Raw genomic sequence first — 16,293 nt, 5'->3', positions numbered from 1 at the left:
ATGAATTATCCTTTGACACCTCCGATCGTCAAACCTTGGACAAAATATTTTTGTGCAAACGGATAAAATAAGATGACAGGTCCCGTCGCAATGATAGCTGTTGCTAGCTTAATAGATTCTGTCGGCATACTGACAGTTCCGGCATGAATGCCTGCTGCGGTCTGTTGCTGAAAAAATTGTGCATTTTGCAAAATTTGATAGAGCAGATATTGCAGTGAGTATTTATCAGGATCAGTCATTAAAATGGATGACAAAAACCAGTCGTTCCAATAACCTAACGCCAAAAACAGACCGATTGTGGCTAGCGCAGGCTTAGCCAAAGGCAAAATAATTTTGCGGTAAATTAAAAAATCATTCGCCCCATCCATTCTTGCAGACTCAACGAGTGAATCTGGAATAGAGAGTAAGTAATTTCGATACAAAAAGATTAAAAATGGATTCATTAAACTAGGTAAAATCAATCCCCACACAGAGTTTTTCAAATGAAGAAATTCAGTTAAGACGATGTACCACGGAATAAGCCCACCACTGAATAAAGTCGTAAAGTAAATCAAAAATGCAACATGGTTGCGATACTTAAAATCCTTTCTCGCCAAAACGTAACCACCCATCGAAATAAAAAACAACCCGAGACCTGTCCCAAAAGCAGTGACAAAAATCGTTATTCCATATGCCTTTAAAATCTGTTCAGGATATTGAAAAACCGCTCGGTAGGCATCCAGTGTAAAACTTTCCGGCCAGAGAGAATAACCATTTTTAATGATGCTGCTCTCTTCGCTTAACGAACCAGACAAAATCATCAAAAATGGCAATAAACACAAAATGGACAATGTGATAATGAATGTAAAACCAAGCACATGGAAAACTCTTGTTGAAAGAGGAACCTTTAATTTATTTCGCTTTTTTAATGCTTTGAGCTCCGCTGTTGTCACTGGTAATTTACTCTCCATATGATTCAGCTCCTAAAATAACGCATAGTCTGGATTTATTCTTTTAATGATTTTGTTCACAATTAAAATCAATACCAGTCCAAAAAACGATTGGTACAAGCCAGCAGCTGTCCCTAAGCCAATATCAAAATTGACAGTTAAACTCCTGTACACATACGTATCAATGATGTCAGTTGCGTCATACAGTAGACCATTTCTGCCAATGACCTGATAAAACAAATCGAATTGTCCCTTCAGCATAGTGCCTATGTTAAATAACAAGAGAATAAAGAAGGTCGGTTTTAATGAAGGAAGTGTAATATACCGAATTTTTTGAAAAATATTCGCACCATCTAGCTCAGCTGCTTCATACATCGTCCGGTCAATGCCGGCAAGTGTTGCAAGATAGATCACTGTCCCGTAACCGACACCCTTCCAGAGCGCAACAGACACTAAAATATATTTCCATGCACCAGGCTCCGCATAAAAATTCACGGGCTCTCCATGAAACGTTTTGATCGCTTGATTAGCAAGTCCATAATCATAATTGAAGATATGATAAATAAACACTGCGACGATGACATAAGAAATGAAATAAGGAAGAAACATGATGGATTGCGAGGTCTTTTTGATGAATTTCCCTGGGAGTTCACTAATGGTGATGGCAACGATGATTTGCAGTAGATTGCCTAGTAGCAAGAAGGCTAAATTATATAGGATCGTATTGCGGGTAAGCTTCCAAATAATCGCATCGCTTCCCCCGACAAAAAGAAACTTGAAGTTGTCCCAACCGACAAAATCGCTTCCAAATAGACCTTTACTAAAGTCATAGTTTGTAAACGCATAATAAATCCCGACCATCGGAACGTACGAAAAAATAAAAAAGAAGATGAGCATCGGTGATATCATTAATAAATACATCTTGTTTCGGGTTAAAGTGCTCCAAAACCCTTTTACAACTGTCATCACAATCCCCCTTTTGATCAAATCAATGCACAGCAAAACTTAGTTTATATATCAAACTAAGTTAGTTAAATTTCATTTTAAACAATGCCTCACACAAAGTAAAGCGCTTTCACGAATATTTAGATGTACTTTCTCCCGATGATGTCACAAAAAAAACTAGCCCTTTGGCTAGTCTTTTCAAGGATGTATTTCACATGACGGACATGTACCGTATATTTCGAATTTATGACCACTAATATTGTAGTTTTCTAAATCCGCTTCAAGCTTGTCCATCGGACAGGCATCAATTTCTTTTGTTTTACCACAAGCAAGACAGATAAAATGATGATGATGATGGGAGAATGAACATTTGAAACGGAATAGTTTTTCACCAGACAATTCTGTTGTCTCTAAAATGCCGAGTTCTTCATAGAGAGAAAGGTTACGATAAATGGTATCGAAGCTAAGCCCAGGATAGTCTGCACTTAGTTCTATCAAGACGTTTTTGGCTGTTAAATACTTATCAGAATCTGAAAACAACTGAAGCATATCTTCACGTTTGCTTGTATATTTGTAGCCTTTCTCCTTTAATAAATCAAGCGCTTCTTGTACGTTCATCATGATTCCCCCTTCTGAATTTCCCGATGCTAATACATCCGATTAAAATGAGAATAGATAGCATAACAATCGTTCCACCTGGTGCTAAATCTAAATAATAACTTAGGATGAGTCCAATAATAACAGACATCTCGCCAAACAAAATAGAGAAAAAGATCGCTTGTTTAAACCCTTTAGCGATTCGAATACTTGCTGCGACAGGAAGTGTCATCAGTGCAGATACAAGCAGTGTTCCGACAATACGCATCGACGCAGCAATCACAAGCGCTACAACAAGAATAAAAATAAAATGAATCCACTTTGCTGAAATCCCTGATGCCTTCGCATGCTCTTCATCAAACGACAGCAGGAATAATTCTTTAAATAAAAGCACAACTACAAGTACAACCACAACTGAAATCCCTACGGTAATCCATAGATCAATTCGCGAAACCGCACTCACACTTCCGAATAAGTAACTGAATAAATCCGTATTAAACCCGTTTGCTAGTGAAATGAAGATGACTGAAATGCCAATCCCACCTGATAAAATAATTGGAATCGCCAGCTCTTGATAATGTTTATATACCGATCTTAATCGTTCTATAAAAAGTGAGCCCACAACAGAAAAAGTCATACCTAAATAAAGCGGACTCACACCTGTCAATAAACCGAATTTCTTATCCAAAAAGAGACTTGCCGCAATTCCTGCGAGTGATACGTGACTTAGAGCATCAGCAATCAGTGACAATCTTCTGACCACGATAAATACACCTAACAAAGGAGCAATAAAACCAATTAAAATACCAGCGATAAACGCATTTTGTAAAAACTCATAATGAAAAAAAGGAAATAGCATTATTCATGTCCCCCATGATGATGATCGTGATGAATCACTTGAATGTCATGTCCATAAATTTGTGAAAGCGCCTGATCATCCATAGAATCAAACGTTTCTGCATCACCGTGAAAATGTAAATGTTGATTCAGGCATGCGACATGTGTCACTTTATCAGAAACAGTCCCTACGTCATGTGTGACAAGGATCAGAGACATTCCTTTCTCTTTATTTAGTGATTCTAACAGTTGATAAAAACCCTCGACTGTTTTTTGATCGACCCCGACGGTCGGTTCATCTAAAATCAATAGCTTTGGCTGACTGACAAGTGCACGTGCAATAAAAGTTCTTTGTTGTTGACCACCAGATAGCTCACCAATGTTTTGATGCTTTAAGTCTTGAATATCAACAGAACGAATCGCTTCTTCCACTTGTTCTTTGTCCTGCTTGCTCATCCGCTTAAACAAACCAATTTTAGCTGTCAGACCGCTTGCAACAACTTCATAAACAGAAGCGGGAAAACCTGTGTTAAAACTATTGGCTTTTTGCGAGACAAAACCAATTTGATCCCAGTCTTTAAATTTAGCCAATGGTGTACCGAACAGCTTTAGTTCGCCTTTTTGAGGCTTAATTAGCCCAAGTAAGCATTTTAGTAATGTTGTTTTGCCAGAGCCATTCGGTCCAACAAGTGCGAGAAAGTTGCCCTCTTCCACTGTTAAGTGAATATGGTCAATGACATTTCGTTGTCCATATGAATAGGAAACGTCGTTCATTTCAATAATTGGCTTTGCCATGAATCTTTCCACCTTCAATCAAATATAAAAGAATGATTACGATTTATACAACAAAAAGAAAATGGCGAATGCCATTTTCTCTGTTCATACCTATGTGCCATTATATAAAAGAATGATGAAAAAGTAAAATAAAAGCTAATGAATGGCTGTTTTAAACTTGCCACCTCTTGTTTCATGCGTATTCATAATCGTAATAAATGCATTTGTATCAATTTCAAACACAATTGATTTTAACTTTGTAATCTCTAGCCTTGTTACGACTGCATAAATGACATCTTTCTCTTTATCCGAATAGCCGCCTTTCCCCTTCAGCTTTGTTGTTCCCCTACCAAGCCTATGACTAATCGCATCGGAAATTTCATCAAAATGATCAGATACTATTATGACAGCTTTTGTTTCATCCAAGCCTTGAATAACAGCATCAATTGTTTTCATTGCCAAATAATATGTCATCACAGAATACATTGCTTGCTCCGGTCCAAAAACAAAACCGGCCCATATGAAAATAAACACGTTGACGATCATCACAAATTCGCCAACGGAAAATGGAATCTTCTTCGTTAACAGAATTCCGAGAATTTCTGTACCGTCCATTGATCCACCATTTCGAATGACAAGTCCAACACCAAAACCAAGCAGGAGCCCACCAAATACTGTTGCCAGAATGGGTTGAGATGTAACAGCTTCTACATGATGTAGTGAAGATTCAATGACCGCCAGACTGAGAATGCCAATGACAGTCGAAACAAGAAACGTTTTTCCAATATGTTTGTATCCTGAAATCATAAATGGGATGTTCAGCACAACAACAATCGTCGCAAAATTAATCAAAGGGTTATCTGTAAAAAGATAATCTAAAATAAGCGAGATGCCGATGATGCCCCCATCAATAATATTGTTTGGCACTAAAAATAATTCGATGCTAACTGCTGCACATGCAGCCCCTACAAGAATCAAAAAGATTCTTAAGATAAAATGAGGCACTGATTCTTTTCTATGTTGTTTACTATTTGCCATACGTTCTCCCTTCTCTACACTTTTCAATTTTCAATGAACATTTTACTTTATTATTTTATCATTTCACAGAGTAAAATAAAATTTTTTGCACATTTTCCATTCTACGCCCATACATTATGACAGAGGGGAGGAATGGCATTGATTTTAATTCAAAAGATCATTTTACAGCGCCTAAATCAAATAACAGCAAATGACCTGTTAAAGTATGCAAAACAATACGGGGTGAGCTTATCCAAGGATCAAGCATCTGAAGTAGCCAAACTCATGTATGGCAAAAACATTAATATCTTTAATGACAGCGAGCGAAGTAAACTTCTTAAACAAGTTGAAGCCATTACATCCAAACAGACGGCACAGACAGTAAACGACTTGTTTCAACAATTTACTGGTTAAGAAGAAAAAAGGGCCGCTTTTCGCGGCACCTCATCATTCTGATAGGATCAATTATCCTTGCTCTTTAATCTTTTCTAACAAGCCCTCATCAAATTGCTTTTCTTTCAGCATGGCGATTTCAAATTTGTATGGTGGCTTTTTATTTTTCTTATCTTCGCCTACATACGGTGTTTCTAAGATTTTCGGAATCTCCTGAAGCTGCGGATGATGAACGATATAATTCAATGCTTCAAACCCAATTTCACCAAAACCAATATTTTCATGACGGTCTTTTCTGGCACCTTGAACGTTTTTACTATCATTGATATGAAGCACTTTAATTCGGTCAATACCGACGATTCGATCAAATTCTTCTAAGACACCATCAAAATCAGTGACAATTGGATAACCCGCATCATGAGTATGACATGTATCAAAACAGACAGAGAGCGCTTCGTTATGTGTCACACCATCAATGATTTGTGCAAGCTCTTCAAAACTTCTTCCACACTCTGAGCCCTTCCCAGCCATTGTTTCAAGAGCGATTTGAACATCTTGTCCTCTTTCAATCACTTCGTTTAAGCCTTCAATGATTTTTTTGATCCCTGCTTCGGCACCTGCTCCCACATGTGCTCCAGGGTGAAGAACAATTTGACCCGCTCCAAGTGCAGCTGTTCTTGCAATTTCCGAGCTCAGAAAATCCACACCGAGTTCAAATGTCGCAGGATTCACTGTGTTCCCAATATTGATGATATATGGAGCATGAACAACGATATCTGTCATACCATGCTCTTTCATGTGTGCTTGTCCTGCTTCAATATTCAGATCTTCAATCTTTTTACGGCGCGTATTTTGTGGAGCACCTGTATAAATCATAAATGTATTTGAGCCATAAGAAGCAGCCTCTTGACTAGCAGCAAGAAGCATATGCTTACCGCTCATTGATACATGTGATCCGATTTTTAACAATGTTTCCCCCTACTTTCCGTTACGCTTTTGCTTTCTTCGCTCCTGTTTTTTAATTTTCTCCATTTCACGGCCCATTTTCTTTTTATAACCAGGCTTTACCGCCTTCGGTTTTCTGACAAGACGTTTTGCTTTTTCTTCTACTTCGTTTGGCGCTTTTTTACGTTTTTGACGCTTTAAGCGGTCGTCCGAATCACGCCACTCTCCGTGGACAATTGTTTTATTTTCAAAAACGACACCCATTTTTTCAATTTGCACAAGTGCATCTTCATCATTTAGGTCATAGATGGTCATAGCAGTGCCTGATGAACCTGCACGAGCTGTTCGTCCAACACGGTGAACATAAAAATCTAGATCTGTCGGTAGCTCGTAATTGATGATATGACTGATACCTTTAATATCAATCCCACGTGCAGCAAGATCAGATGCAACAATATACGTGAACTCTAGGTCTTCAATCTGTTTCATGACTTTTTTTCGTTCGCGAGGCGCTAATCCTCCGTGTAAAACACCAATTTTCATCCCTTGTTCTTGTAAAAACGAAGCGATCTCATCAACTGTTGTTTTCGTATTGGCAAAAATAATGCCAAGGTACGGCTGAATATTGGTCACAATCTCGTGTAACAATTTTTTCTTGTCTCGTTGTTTAGACGGAATTAAAATATGCTGAATGTTTTCTGCCGTGATACGTTTAGGTTCAACATGTGCATATTTCGGGTTCTCCATATATTTTTTTAGAAAAGGCTTCAGTTTCTCTGGAATAGTGGCTGAGAAAACAAGCATCTGCAGATTTTCAGGCATTTGTGCTCCTATACGATCTACGTCTTCTAAAAATCCCATATCAAGCATCAAGTCAGCTTCATCGATGACTAAGGACTTGGCCTTGTATACATTGAGTGCTTGTTCATGGATTAAATCAGCAATACGACCAGGAGTTCCAACAACTAAATGAGGTTGGTTTTTCAGCTTTTGTATTGATTTTTGCTTGTCCGTTCCACCTATATAAAGTTTCGCTTTGATCTCTTCTTCTGGAGAAGCTTTCTTTAAAATCGTTTGTGCTTCTTTGTAAATTTGATTTGCCAGTTCTCGAGTAGGTGCAGTAATGACAACTTGAACAAATTCTTTTTCCGGATCAATTGAATGAATTAGCGGTAATAGATAAGCGTGCGTCTTCCCTGTTCCAGTCTGAGATTGACCAATCACACTCTCTCCCTTTAAAACTGCCGGGATTAACCTTTTTTGAATATCCGTCGGCTCATAAAAACCTAAGGCATTGACAGCATCTATAATAAAAGGCTTTAAGTCATATGTTGTAAATTTTGTTTCTTTCATGTTTCCACTCCTTAAAAGGCTGTGCCTTTTTGCTCATCTCTCCATTATAGCTGATATTGAAAAAAAAAACCATGCATCCTTTTCTGTTCGGAAACGCAAACCATTTCATCCTCTTTTGCATAACCTATGAAGAGAATAAGAATGTAGCAAGGGAGGTACAAGTATGTTAGGGCATCAGCCTATGGGCAATTTCCAGCCCCATCGTCCCTCACGTCGACACCTTGGAAATGGCGGGCAGCCCGGTATCTTTCAAAGAAGGCAACCACCACCTTTAGAACAGCCATTTCAAGGACAAGGAAATCAGTTTAATCAATTGATGCACCCTTCTCAACCAGCACAAGGCGGCGGTCTAAGAGGGATGGGTGCGGCAGCTGATGGAAGCCGTGCATTTGGTGGCGGAGGCGGAATGAAAGGAATGCTCGCAAAAATTCTTCCTGGTGCTGGAGGTGGCGGCATATCTGGAAGCGGAGCGGGGCTCCAAGGCATCCAAAGCTTTACGAATCCCGCAACCATTTCGAGTATGCTAGGGAATGTCCAAAAAGTCCTCGGAGTGGCGCAGCAATTTACGCCCATGATTCAACAGTACGGTCCATTAGTAAAGAACCTGCCTGCCATGATTAAACTGTACAGTCAGCTTAATAGTGCAGATGATGATGACAACAGCCAAGAGAATTCTTCAGAAACCGGCGATACAACCGAAGAGAATACAAGCCAAAACGAAGCAGAAAATGTAACGCCTGCTGTAGAAGTGGCTGAAGAAAAACAAGAGGAATCCGTGAAACAAAAAGAAATAAACAAACCTAAGACAGAGCAAACAATTTCTGCTCATCCTCCTGCAAAGCCAAAAAAACGCACCGGCAGTTCTATTCCAAAGCTATATGTATAGTTCTTTTTAAAGGAAGTGCATGTTTAGCACATAACATTCTTTGATATATGCTCTTACTTTGGCTATAATGGAAATAAGAGAATTGAAGGAAAAAGCCGTTTTTACGGCTTTTTATATTGTTCTTCTCTTTTGAAGCACTTCTTTACAGGAGGACGAATAAATGAAGGTCTTAAAAATTTCACCACGTGGTTACTGCTATGGTGTCGTTGATGCAATGGTCATTGCCAAAAACGCCGCTCTTGATCAAGAATTGCCACGCCCGATTTATATATTAGGAATGATTGTCCATAACAAACATGTGACAGATGCATTTGAAGAAGACGGTATATACACACTCGACGGACCTAACCGTTTAGAGATTCTTAAACAAGTAGAAAGCGGAACCGTTATTTTCACTGCCCATGGCGTTTCTCCTGAAGTTCGTAAAATAGCTGAAGAGAAAGGTCTTGTTGCAATTGATGCAACCTGTCCAGATGTCACCAAAACACATGAATTGATTTTAGAGAAAACAGCCGATGATTACGATATTATTTATATTGGCAAAAAAGGTCATCCCGAACCAGAAGGTGCTGTTGGTGTTGCACCTGATAGAGTACACCTTGTGGAAACAATAGCAGATATTGAAGCACTTGATTTAACATCAGATAAGCTCTTAATTACAAACCAGACGACGATGTCACAGTGGGATGTTTATGACCTGATGGAATTGATTAAAGAAAAATACCCGCACGTCGAGTATCATCAAGAAATATGCCTTGCAACACAAGTGAGACAAGAAGCGGTCTCACAGCAAGCAGGTCAAGCTGATTTAACCATCGTTGTTGGGGACCCTAAGAGCAATAACTCAAACCGCTTGGCTCAGGTGTCGATGGAGATTGCTGGAACACAGGCATATCGAATCGGTGATTTGAGTGAACTCAAGCTAGAATGGCTTGAAGGTGTCGAAACGGTTGCAGTAACAGCAGGTGCATCCACACCAACACCGATCACAAAAGAAGTCATCCGTTTTCTAGAAAACTATGATCCACAGGACGAATCGACTTGGCACATCGAACATGCTATTCCTCTAGCGAAAATATTACCGCGCGTGAAAACAAAAAAATAGAAAAACGTCAGAGACTTCTGCTCTGACGTTTTTTCGTTTAAATGAATTCAAAAGGATTCGTATTTGCTTGCGAGACAAAGAGATTCACTTCGTAGTTCTTCTCTGTGCAAAGCGCATGAAGTTTAGCCCTTACGCCCTCTTTCATGATCTTCTCTGCGTAATGCCCTGGGTCTACGACATTTAGTCCGATCATCATCGCATCATGTGCCACATGAAAATAAAGATCTCCGGTCACATACACATCTGCACCCAATCGTTTTGCCTGATGAATGTACTTGTTGCCATCCCCTCCAAGTACAGCGACCTTTTTCACTTTCGCTTCTTTGTCGCCAACAAAACGAGCACCATTTACATCAAGTTTTTCTTTGACGAATTGCGCAAAATCTTTCAGTCGCATTTCTTGTTTTAATTCACCAATTCTGCCTAGCCCTTTTTGCAATGGATCAAGGTCTGTTGTATGAACACTATATGCAACCTCTTCATATGGATGAGCTTTTTTCATTTCACGGATGACTTGTTTTTCAATGCTCGCTGGGAAGATTGTTTCAATCCGAACCTCCTGTACAAACTCAAGACTGCCTGTTTTTCCAATAAAAGGCGTTGCCCCTTCTGTTGGCAAGAAGCTTCCTGTTCCCTCATTCGAAAATGCACAATGGCTATATTTACCGATATGACCTGCACCTGCGTTACCTAATGCCGTTCTCACAGACTCCTCATATTCCTCTGGTGCATAAACAACTAACTGTTTCACCTGATCGTCATGTGTTGGAACAAGTACTCTTGTTTGCTGAAGTTCAAGTGCTTCAGCTAGCAAATCATTCACCCCACCGTCGGCGACGTCTAAATTTGTATGAGCAACGTAGACCGCTATATCATGTTTGATGCATTTCTCGATGATTCTCCCAGATGGCTGATCTGTTGCCACTTGTTTTAATGGACGAAAAATAGGCGGGTGATGAGCAATAATCAAATCCACCTTCTTCTCGATTGCTTCGTCTACGACATTTTCTAACACATCTAGTGTCACCATAACATTGGTGACTTTTTTATTTAAAGTCCCAATTTGCAGGCCGATTTTATCGCCTTCCATTGCATAAGCTTTTGGAGAGAACTGCTCAAACAGCTGAATGATTTCATTCCCATTGATCGCTTTAGCCAAGTTTTAAAACCTCCTTTAAGATCGTCATTTTTTTCATTAGCTCTGCCTGACGTTCCTTGTTTTCTTCTGTTGTTGCCGCCTTTTTTATCTGCGCATTAATTTTTTCAAGATGATGTAGCTCTTGCGTCCATTTTTTAAGAAAGACATCATTTTGTTGTTTTGCCAAAAATGGGCCAACAAACATACCTGCATCAAATGAGATGCCTTGATATGGTTTATCTTTATCACCTTTTTCAGCGATTAATATCTCATAGACCTTTCCATCTTCTTCTAAAATGACCTCATCTAAAAGCTCGTAGCCCTTCTGATAAAGCCATAAACGGATATGATGGGCATGGATATTCGGCTGAAGGATCAGACGCTCACTGCCTGACAGTCTTTCCTTTCCTTCATCTAGAATACTTGCAATCAGCGAGCCGCCCATACCAGCAATCGTAATGGCGTTCACCTCGCCCTTTTCAATGACTTCAAGACCATCACCTTTTCTGACAGAAATAAGTGCGTCTAGATCAACTCGCAAAACCTGCTGCTTCGCAGATTGAAACGGTCCATCCGTAATCTCACCAGCGATTGCCCTCTTCGCTTTATGTTGCAAAATAGCATAGCAAGGCAAATAGGCGTGATCTGAGCCTATATCTGCAAAGACAGCGCCTTTAGGCAAAAATTCTGCTACACTTTTTAATCGTTTTGACAAATTCATTTCATTCATGCAATCACTACTTTTCTTTAATCTTCATACTTGTCTATCTTATATAAATTATGGACTTTTTAAAAGTCGTTTTCAAATGAAAAAAGCTCTTCTTGTTAAAAAGAGCTTTTAAGCATAATATTATTTAATTTTGGATACCCATTCCGCCATTTCATCAAGCTTTTCATTAGGAATGAGACCACCTGGCATTCCATTTCCGCCTTCTTGAATTTTCTTTTTAATGTCGGCAACCTCAAGTTTGTCACCAACTCCTGTTAAAGCTGGTCCTGCTCCGCCTTCATAATTTTCCCCATGACAGCTAATGCAGTTCTGCTTGTACAATTCTTCCGGCGTTGCATTTGCAGTCTCTTCCTGCTTCTGCTCCTTGCCACCAGAGGCAATCTTCTGTTCATCTTTTAGTCCCTTCATGGATAAGAAAAAAGTGAGTCCGATTCCTAAAATGGCAATCAATAAAAATGGTATAAGTGGATTCCGTTTCATTTCATTCATCCTCCCCTTTGTCAAAAACCCCTTTGTAACTATGCAAACAATTCTAATTCTACTTTAATTTTACAAAAAGTAAATGAATTATGATACAAAACTTTGGTCAAGTTCACATTTTAGACAAAAGTTTTTCTAAGATGATGAGAAACGAAGTCAATAGCAGATTTAGATGTATTTTTTATACATCTTTTCTTCGAGAACGTTTGCAAATTCATTTGTTATTCAGTAAAATATAATCAGATTGAAAAAAGCGTTTTCATTTTAAGGTAAGAAAGAACGGATCTCTCTCAAGATCCGCCTAATTTCTATTCTAAGAAGTCCTTTAGACGTTTACTTCTGCTAGGGTGTCTTAATTTACGAAGAGCCTTCGCTTCAATTTGACGAATACGCTCTCTTGTCACGCCAAACACCTTTCCAACCTCTTCTAACGTACGTGTTCTTCCGTCATCAAGTCCGAAACGGAGTCGCAGCACATTTTCTTCACGATCTGTTAGCGTGTCTAATACATCTTCTAGCTGCTCTTTTAGTAACTCGTATGCAGCATGATCAGATGGAGACGTCGCCTCTTGGTCTTCAATAAAATCACCAAGGTGCGAGTCATCTTCTTCACCGATTGGTGTTTCTAAAGATACTGGCTCTTGTGCGATTTTCAGTATTTCTCTGACCTTTTCTGGTGTTAAGTCCATGTCTTCAGCAATTTCTTCTGGTGATGGTTCTCTCCCAAGATCTTGCAAAAGTTGTCTTTGCACACGGATTAACTTGTTAATGGTTTCAACCATATGAACAGGGATACGAATGGTTCTAGCCTGATCGGCAATGGCACGTGTAATCGCCTGTCTAATCCACCATGTCGCATATGTTGAGAATTTATATCCTTTACGGTAGTCAAACTTCTCAACTGCTTTCATAAGACCCATATTACCTTCTTGAATTAAATCAAGAAATAACATGCCACGTCCGACGTAGCGTTTTGCGATACTGACAACGAGACGAAGGTTGGCCTCAGCCAGTCTTCTTTTTGATTCCTCATCGCCTTCTTCAATTTTCTGTGCATATGTGATCTCTTCTTTTGCAGATAACAAATTGACTCGACCAATTTCTTTCAAATACATACGAACTGGGTCATTGATTTTGACGCCTGGAGGTACGCTTAAATCGTTCAGGTCAAATTCCTCTTCTGCTTTAGCCAATTGTTGAACATTCGGGTCTGCAGTCTCTTCATTTTCACTAATGAGTTCAACACCCTGTTCGCCTAAATATTCATAGTACTCATCCATTTGGTCTGATTCAATTTCAAAGCTGGACATACGCTCTGCAATTTCTTCGTATGTTAATACGCCCCGTTTTTTACCGGTTTCAGTGAGTTTATCTCTCACCTGTTCAAAGGTTAATTCAGTTTCGGTTTCGTGGGCTTGTTTATCAGCCATTATGGATCCCTCCTTCCAAAGCTTGCAACGAATTCTAAAGTAAATTGCGATTTGCTCCTTTTCATGCTCTTCTTTTTCTCTCAAGCAACAATAGGGCAAAATAGGAATAAAAATAAATGATGAAGGCAAGATACTTGCGGTCTTATGCTCCTCCCGTAAAGGATTCATTGCCAGCCGTAGGTCTTGTCATCATAATAGACGTTTTATTTCAGCGTACGGTTCAACTGAATAATTTCTTTTGCAAGCGTTGCTGCTTTGAAGAAATCTTTTTGCCTCTCCGCCTCTGCTCGTTCTAGATCTTTTTCCTTTATCATTGACAAATTTCGATGATTCAACACTTTTTTTACATAATCACTTAATTCAGCCTCAGTTAGTTCATCTCCAACTTGAATCATTAAGATGTCTGTGAGAAGTTGACTAATCGTTTCATCTTGAAAGCAATTCATCAGGTGTTGTGGAGTAGGATCTTTGCCTTCCTCATATAATGCATAAATATAAGTTGCAAGCGCCTTATGTGAATCTATATTAAAATCAATGCCGATTCTGTCAAGCACTTTGCGAATGACCTCTTGACTTTTTAGCATATGAGCAAGTAACATTCTTTCTGCATTTTCAAATGCTGGTTTTAGCCGTTTTCGCCTCACTTGTGTAGAAAGGTGTGCACGTCTTTTTTCAAGACCATTTTGATCTTTATGTTTGCTTTTTTCTTGTTGTTGCTGCCTGACAAACTGTTCCAACTGTTCTTTTAATGAATCAAGAGAAATGGAAAACTCTCCTGCGAGCTGCTTCATATATATTTCCTGTTCCAAAGAGCCATTTAAATGGCTAATTTCTTTGAGAACTTGCTTCATATAAGCAAGCCGGTCTCCTTCGTCTGATAAATTCTTTCCTCTTCGGAAATAATTCATCTTAAACGTCATCAATGTGACACTTGCATCTATGATGTCGTTCTTAAACTTTTCGCCACCATATTTTTTAATGTAATCATCTGGGTCAAGGCCATCTGGAATCATGGCGACCCTCACCTTACATCCTCTTTTACCAAGCAAATCTGACGCTTTCATGGTTGCATCATACCCGGCTGAGTCCGAATCATAACATAGAATAATCTCTTCAACATTCCGTCTTAGTAGCTTTACATGTTCTTCAGTTAATGAAGTTCCCATTGTCGCTACACTTTCGGTTACACCAGAGCTAACTGCTGAAATCACATCTGCAAAACCTTCAAACAGAACAGCTCGTTCTCGTTTTCTAATATGCATCCGTGCTTCATGAAAATGATAAAGTAGCTTACTTTTATGAAAAAGTGGTGTCTCAGGGCTATTCATATACTTTGGCTGCTGATCACCAAGTGCTCTACCAGAAAATGCGATCACTGTACCATGATGATCATGAATCGGGAAAATGACTCGATCTCTAAAGCGATCAAAATATCCGCTCCCATTTTCACGCTGAATCAGCAGTCCTGCCTTTTCCATGATTGCTGGTTCAAATCCACGCTTCACTAAAAAATTGGTCATAAAATCCCAAGAATCTAGCGCATATCCGATTTCAAACTTGGCAATCGTTTCATCTGTAAAACCTCGTGCAAGTAAATAATCTAACGCTTTTTGACCTTCCTTTGTATTTACCAGCAAATGGTGGTAAAATTTCTTAAGAAGCTCATGTGCCTCGATCATTTTCTTATCATCAGTGGCTTCATGTCCTGATGTAGCTGACTGTGTCCCTATCAAATGGTCTGGTAAATCGATATGATACTTATCAGCAAGATGTGATACGGCTTCATAAAATGAATAGCCTTCCATCTGTCTGAGGAATGAGAAGACGTTCCCTCCCGCTCCACAGCCAAAACAATGAAAAATTTGTTTATCTGCTGAAACAGAGAATGAAGGAGTATTCTCACCATGGAATGGACAAAGACCAAAGTAGTTCCGCCCTTGCTTTCTAAGCTGTACGTATTCTCCAATCACTTCGACGATGTCTGCATTTTTTTGGATTTGCTCCAAAAGTTCATCTGGTATACGTTTGCTCATCCTAATAACACTCCGTCGTACATTATTCGCCTTTTAATTCAAAAATCCTTCACGATTCGACAGGATTTTTTGTAGTTGCGCGGTAAATCTCTTTTTATCCTCTTCTAAAAGCTTTTTGGGACCTTTTCCGTATACACCTTTTCGCCTTTGTTTGCTAGAAATATGTCTTCGCTCTAGATCAAAACCAATTGTTTCATTCGTGTACATTCGTCCTCTTTCCGACAGAACAATCACATTCCTCGGAAGCAATAAAGAGGCGAGACCAATATCCTGCGTGACCACAATATCGTGGGCTACAACTGAATTTGCAATAACTAAATCTGCTGCTTCTTTATGTGTATCGACAAACCGCCAATGCTCATGCTCTGATCTAGATGTTTGAAAATGTTCGTAAGAAGCAATGAATTTGACATGTACGTTAAAGTGGGATGCGACAGAAAGGATCTCATCTTTCACAGGACATGCATCCGCATCGACAAAAATCGCCCTTCCTCTTTCTTGTTCATCAAGGTGACTAATTCTCCATCCCTCCATCGGATTCCTGCTTTAAAGAAGCAAAAAGACCATACTTTTCCCCCATAAAGCTATAAACAGTACAGCTCATTTTGTCGAAAAGTTATGTTCAGAATCGCTTGACTTCTGCCAATATTAGTTTATTCGTTCTTGACTTAACTTAAACCTAAAATCAATCATTTTATCAC

Annotated in this window: 17 protein-coding genes; 3 read left to right on the top strand and 14 right to left on the bottom strand. The window is 39.2% G+C overall.

Annotated features, from left to right (window positions below):
- Positions 1–5: 5 nt before the first annotated feature.
- The 6 genes from ACQKEZ_RS02870 to ACQKEZ_RS02845 all read right to left on the bottom strand — a co-directional run bounded on the left by ACQKEZ_RS02870 (position 6) and on the right by ACQKEZ_RS02845 (position 5,120).
- Complete coding sequence (locus ACQKEZ_RS02870; protein ID WP_427298623.1) at positions 6–950, bottom strand: carbohydrate ABC transporter permease; 945 nt, start codon at positions 948–950, stop codon at positions 6–8.
- Positions 951–962: 12 nt separating this feature from the next.
- A complete protein-coding gene (locus ACQKEZ_RS02865) occupies positions 963–1,895 on the bottom strand; it encodes an ABC transporter permease (protein WP_427298621.1) in 933 nt (310 codons plus the stop codon).
- Between the two features lie 177 nt (positions 1,896–2,072).
- The gene (locus tag ACQKEZ_RS02860) at positions 2,073–2,492 is read right to left on the bottom strand and encodes a Fur family transcriptional regulator (protein ID WP_427299303.1); all 420 of its coding nucleotides are present in this window, start codon (positions 2,490–2,492) and stop codon (positions 2,073–2,075) included.
- A complete protein-coding gene (locus tag ACQKEZ_RS02855) occupies positions 2,470–3,330 on the bottom strand; it encodes a metal ABC transporter permease (protein ID WP_427298618.1) in 861 nt (286 codons plus the stop codon). The genes ACQKEZ_RS02860 and ACQKEZ_RS02855 overlap by 23 nt, the downstream gene beginning before the upstream one ends.
- Positions 3,330–4,103, bottom strand: coding sequence for a metal ABC transporter ATP-binding protein (locus tag ACQKEZ_RS02850; protein ID WP_427298616.1), 774 nt, complete (start codon positions 4,101–4,103; stop codon positions 3,330–3,332). Before ACQKEZ_RS02850 ends, ACQKEZ_RS02855 begins: the two co-directional genes overlap by 1 nt.
- A 135-nt stretch (positions 4,104–4,238) precedes the next feature.
- Positions 4,239–5,120 (bottom strand): YitT family protein, encoded by an 882-nt coding sequence (locus ACQKEZ_RS02845; RefSeq protein WP_427298614.1) that lies wholly within the window; start codon positions 5,118–5,120, stop codon positions 4,239–4,241.
- A 138-nt stretch (positions 5,121–5,258) separates the two neighbouring features.
- Between ACQKEZ_RS02845 and ACQKEZ_RS02840 the strand changes: the two genes are divergently transcribed.
- A complete protein-coding gene (locus tag ACQKEZ_RS02840; RefSeq protein WP_427298612.1) occupies positions 5,259–5,513 on the top strand; it encodes a DUF2624 domain-containing protein in 255 nt (84 codons plus the stop codon).
- 51 nt (positions 5,514–5,564) lie between these two features.
- Here the strand turns inward: ACQKEZ_RS02840 and ACQKEZ_RS02835 are convergent, their stop codons facing one another.
- On the bottom strand, positions 5,565–6,461 hold the full coding sequence (locus ACQKEZ_RS02835) for a deoxyribonuclease IV (RefSeq protein WP_427298610.1): 897 nt from the start codon (positions 6,459–6,461) through the stop codon (positions 5,565–5,567).
- 9 nt (positions 6,462–6,470) lie between these two features.
- Positions 6,471–7,790 carry a DEAD/DEAH box helicase gene (locus ACQKEZ_RS02830; RefSeq protein ID WP_427298608.1) on the bottom strand — a complete coding sequence of 440 codons (1,320 nt, stop codon included), beginning with the start codon at positions 7,788–7,790 and terminating at the stop codon, positions 6,471–6,473.
- 163 nt (positions 7,791–7,953) lie between these two features.
- On the opposite strand from ACQKEZ_RS02830, the gene vrrA reads away from it, so the two are divergent.
- Together vrrA and ACQKEZ_RS02820 are read left to right on the top strand one after the other, a co-directional pair.
- Positions 7,954–8,676 (top strand): VrrA/YqfQ family protein, encoded by a 723-nt coding sequence (vrrA, locus tag ACQKEZ_RS02825; RefSeq protein ID WP_427298606.1) that lies wholly within the window; start codon positions 7,954–7,956, stop codon positions 8,674–8,676.
- A gap of 160 nt (positions 8,677–8,836) precedes the next feature.
- Positions 8,837–9,781: a 4-hydroxy-3-methylbut-2-enyl diphosphate reductase gene (locus tag ACQKEZ_RS02820; RefSeq protein ID WP_427298604.1), complete on the top strand. Its 945-nt coding sequence runs from the start codon at positions 8,837–8,839 to the stop codon at positions 9,779–9,781.
- Positions 9,782–9,818: 37 nt separating this feature from the next.
- Here the strand turns inward: ACQKEZ_RS02820 and ACQKEZ_RS02815 are convergent, their stop codons facing one another.
- The 6 genes from ACQKEZ_RS02815 to ACQKEZ_RS02790 form a co-directional block, all read right to left on the bottom strand.
- Positions 9,819–10,940 carry a Nif3-like dinuclear metal center hexameric protein gene (locus tag ACQKEZ_RS02815; protein WP_427298602.1) on the bottom strand — a complete coding sequence of 374 codons (1,122 nt, stop codon included), beginning with the start codon at positions 10,938–10,940 and terminating at the stop codon, positions 9,819–9,821.
- Positions 10,933–11,649, bottom strand: coding sequence for a tRNA (adenine(22)-N(1))-methyltransferase (locus ACQKEZ_RS02810; RefSeq protein WP_427298600.1), 717 nt, complete (start codon positions 11,647–11,649; stop codon positions 10,933–10,935). Before ACQKEZ_RS02810 ends, ACQKEZ_RS02815 begins: the two co-directional genes overlap by 8 nt.
- A 120-nt stretch (positions 11,650–11,769) precedes the next feature.
- Positions 11,770–12,129: a cytochrome c550 gene (gene cccA / locus ACQKEZ_RS02805; RefSeq protein ID WP_427298598.1), complete on the bottom strand. Its 360-nt coding sequence runs from the start codon at positions 12,127–12,129 to the stop codon at positions 11,770–11,772.
- A 308-nt stretch (positions 12,130–12,437) separates the two neighbouring features.
- The gene (rpoD, locus tag ACQKEZ_RS02800; RefSeq protein WP_427298596.1) at positions 12,438–13,559 is read right to left on the bottom strand and encodes an RNA polymerase sigma factor RpoD; all 1,122 of its coding nucleotides are present in this window, start codon (positions 13,557–13,559) and stop codon (positions 12,438–12,440) included.
- A 203-nt stretch (positions 13,560–13,762) separates the two neighbouring features.
- Complete coding sequence (dnaG, locus tag ACQKEZ_RS02795) at positions 13,763–15,592, bottom strand: DNA primase (RefSeq protein WP_427298594.1); 1,830 nt, start codon at positions 15,590–15,592, stop codon at positions 13,763–13,765.
- 33 nt (positions 15,593–15,625) lie between these two features.
- Complete coding sequence (locus ACQKEZ_RS02790) at positions 15,626–16,126, bottom strand: YaiI/YqxD family protein (protein WP_427298592.1); 501 nt, start codon at positions 16,124–16,126, stop codon at positions 15,626–15,628.
- Between the last annotated feature and the right edge of the window lie 167 nt (positions 16,127–16,293).

Origin of the sequence: Bacillus sp. NPDC077027, assembly GCF_050269555.1 — a bacterium.
Taxonomy (GTDB): Bacteria; Bacillota; Bacilli; order Bacillales; family Bacillaceae; genus Bacillus.
The sequence above is the reverse complement of the archived record's forward strand: the minus strand, read 5'-3'. Positions and strand labels throughout refer to the sequence as shown.